The sequence below is a fragment of the Microbacterium sp. HMWF026 genome, from assembly GCF_003061325.1.
GTDB lineage: Bacteria > Actinomycetota > Actinomycetes > Actinomycetales > Microbacteriaceae > Microbacterium > Microbacterium testaceum_E.
In genome coordinates this window covers 1-3,151 of record NZ_QAJB01000349.1, presented here as the reverse complement: position 1 = coordinate 3,151, position 3,151 = coordinate 1, and the positions used below count along the sequence as shown (strand labels likewise).

The following is a 3,151-nucleotide window of genomic DNA, read 5'->3' as shown; positions in this document are numbered from 1 at the left end:
CCACTGCACCGACGCGGCCTCGGGCCGACCGGCCGGTCGGGCCCGAGGCCGCGTCGGTGCAGTGGAGCGTGCGCGACGCCCTCTCGGCGACGAGGTGGCCCGGACACCTCGACCCTTCCATCGACGACCTCGGCGTCGACCAGGCCGCTCCCGAGTGGACACGCTCCGGGTGTCTCAGCTACGCGGCCGGCGAGACGGGCGAATCACCCGAGCAACTCGGCGCACGCTGCGTCTTCGGCGAACCGGGCGCCTCTCGTCGCGCCGTGCTCGTCGGCGACTCGGTCGCCATCAGCTGGGCCCCCGCGATACGTGCCGCGCTCGGCCCCGCGTGGAGCGTGACGATCCTGACGATGGGTCAGTGCCCGTTCGCCTTCGTCGCCGTCACCCGAATGGACGGGTCGGACTTCGCCGAGTGCGACCGATTCCACGCCTACGCGGCGCAGGCGGTGGGTTCCACCGCCCCCGACCTGGTGTTCCTGTCGCAGTCCGATTCCAGCACCGGGCGGACGGCGCCGGGCTCGGCCGGAGCAGCGATGGACGAGGGCCTGGATCGGGCGTTGGGTCGGTACTCCGCCGCGGCCGGGGCGGTGGTGGTGCTGCCCGCCCCGCCCGAGCGGCCGAACCTCTGGACGTGCTATTCGGTGGTGTCCTCCCCCGCCACCTGCATCTCGCCCGTCGGCGATGCGCACGTCCAGGCCGACGCCGCGCTCACCGCCGCCGCACGACGGTCGGGAGCGTTCTTCGTCGACACCGATCCCCTCTTCTGCGCCGAGTCCGTCTGCCCCGCGTTCGTGGGCGGCAGCGTCGTCTCGGTCGACAAGATCCATCTCACCGCGCGGTACAGCCGAGAGCTGGGGCCCGCGCTGCGCGAGGCCCTCGAGCCCCTCCTGGGCGCGTCGGATCCCCTCCCCGGCGCCCCCGGGTGAGTCTCGACGAGCGAGGGGTGATCTGGCGGGCGGCATCCGGCCGCTCGGACACGGGAGAATGGATGCCATGAAACTCGAGCACCTCGTCCGGTTCGCCGCCCTCGCCGAGGAGCTGCACTTCCCGCGCACGGCCGAGAAGCTCGGCATCCCCCTCGCCTCGCTGTACACGACCCTCGACAAGCTCGAAGAAGAGGTCGGGCAGCCGCTCGTGCAGCGGACCCCGCCGACGCGCCTGCTGCCCGCGGGGGCACTGCTGCTCGAAGAGGCCCACCGTCGCATCGCCGACGCCCCTGCCCCGGCTCCGAAGCAGAAGGCCGCGGGCGGCGGCAAGGCGAAGGCGTCGAAGGGCAAGGGCCGCGCCCCCATCGTCAAGGGTCAGCCCAAGCCGTACAAGAAGCGTCAGGGGCGCTGAACCGACCACGCCGGCGCGCGGTCTACAGCTCGGTGACCCGACCGGCTTCGACGTGCCAGCGGCGGTCGGTCTCGACCGCGGCGAGCATGCGGCGATCGTGCGTCACCAGCAGCAGCGTCCCCGTGTACGAGGCCAGCGCCTGCTCGAGCTGCTCGATCGCGGGCAGGTCGAGATGGTTCGTCGGCTCGTCCAGCACGAGCACGTTCACGCCCCGCGCCTGCAGCAGCGCGAGTCCGGCGCGCGTACGCTCACCCGGCGAGAGCTCGTCGACCGGGCGCGTGACGTGGTCGGCCTTCAGCCCGAACTTCGCCAGGAGCGTCCGCACCTCGCCGGCGTTCATCTCGGGAACGAAACCCTCGAACGTCTCGGCCAGCGGGCGCGCGCCGACCATGAGGGAGCGGGCCTGATCGATCTCGCCGATCTCGACGCTGGCGCCGAGGCTCGCCGACCCCTCGTCGGGGGCCTGTCTGCCCAGGATGCCGCGCAGCAGCGTGGATTTGCCGGCGCCGTTGGGCCCCGTGATGCCGATGCGCTCTCCGGCGTTCACCTGCAGCGAGACGGGCCCGAGCTGGAACGCCCCCTGTCGCAGGACGGCACCCGAGAGCGTCGAGACGACCGAGCTGGAACGCGGCGCGGAACCGATCGTGAACTCGAGCTGCCACTCCTTGCGGGGCTCCTCGACCTCGTCGAGCCGGGCGATGCGGCTCTCCATCTGCCGCACCTTCTGCGCCTGCTTCTCGCTCGATTCCACCGAGGCTTTGCGACGGATCTTGTCGTTGTCGGGCGCCTTCTTCATCGCGTTCCGCACGCCCTGACTCGACCACTCGCGCTGCGTCCGCGCGCGTGAGACGAGGTCGGCCTTCGTCTCGGCGTACTCCTCGTACTTCTCCCGCGCCTGTCGGCGCAGGGTCGCCCGCTCCTCGAGGTACGCGTCGTACCCGCCGCCGTATACGCGGTGGGAGTTCTGCGCCAGATCCAGCTCGAGCACGCGGGTGACCGAGCGAGCGAGGAATTCGCGGTCGTGGCTGACCAGGACGACCCCGCCTCGCAGGCCCCGCACGAACGTTTCGAGGCGTTCGAGGCCGTCGAGGTCGAGGTCGTTGGTCGGCTCGTCGAGCAGCGCGATGTCGAAGCGCGACAGCAGCAGCGCCGCCAATCCCACGCGTGCCGCCTGCCCGCCCGACAGGCCCGTCATCTGCGCATCGACGCCGACGTCCAGCCCGAGCTCGGCCAGTACGACCGGCATCCGCTCGTCGAGGTCGGCCGCCCCGCTGGCGAGCCAGCGCTCGAGGGCCGAGGCGTAGGCGTCGTCGGCACCGACCGCGTCGGGGTCGCCGAGGGCGGCCGCCGTGGCATCCATCTCGCTCGTCGCCTCGGCGCACCCGGTGCGGCGCGCGATGTACTGCGCCACGGTCTCGCCCGGGATCCGCTCGTGTTCCTGCGGCAGCCACCCGACGAAGGCGTCCGCCGGGGCGAGGCTGAGAGAGCCTTCCTGCGGCTCGTCGACGCCGGCGAGAAGGCGCAGGAGCGTGGACTTTCCGGCCCCGTTCGCGCCGACGACGCCGACCACGTCACCGGGCGCGACGGTCAGATCGACACCGGTGAAGAGCGTGCGGTGGCCGTATCCCCCGGCAAGGTTCTGGACGACGAGGGTGGCGGTCATGGCTCCAGTTTCGCAGGCTCGGCGAGGCGCCGTGCGCCGCCCGGTCGGGCGCGCGGCGAGCCGCGCGCGAGGAGGAGCCCCCGCGGCGTGCCGCCTCTCAGCGTGCCCGCGGGTGAGCCGTGGCGTAGACGTCCCGCAGCGCGTCGACCG

At 72.5% G+C, this 3,151-nt stretch carries 3 protein-coding genes; 2 read left to right on the top strand and 1 reads right to left on the bottom strand.

All coding sequences use genetic code 11. The features are described 5' to 3' along the window. Window positions 1–926 (top strand): SGNH hydrolase domain-containing protein (locus DBR36_RS17825; RefSeq protein WP_308810957.1); only part of this gene is annotated, 926 nt, incomplete at its 5' end. 67 nt (window positions 927–993) lie between these two features. Next, window positions 994–1,338 carry a LysR family transcriptional regulator gene (locus DBR36_RS13020; protein ID WP_108320041.1) on the top strand — a complete coding sequence of 115 codons (345 nt, stop codon included), beginning with the start codon at window positions 994–996 and terminating at the stop codon, window positions 1,336–1,338. A 22-nt stretch (window positions 1,339–1,360) separates the two neighbouring features. On the opposite strand, the gene DBR36_RS13015 is transcribed toward DBR36_RS13020, so the two are convergent. Further along, a complete protein-coding gene (locus tag DBR36_RS13015; RefSeq protein WP_108320039.1) occupies window positions 1,361–3,001 on the bottom strand; it encodes an ABC-F family ATP-binding cassette domain-containing protein in 1,641 nt (546 codons plus the stop codon). Between the last annotated feature and the right edge of the window lie 150 nt (window positions 3,002–3,151).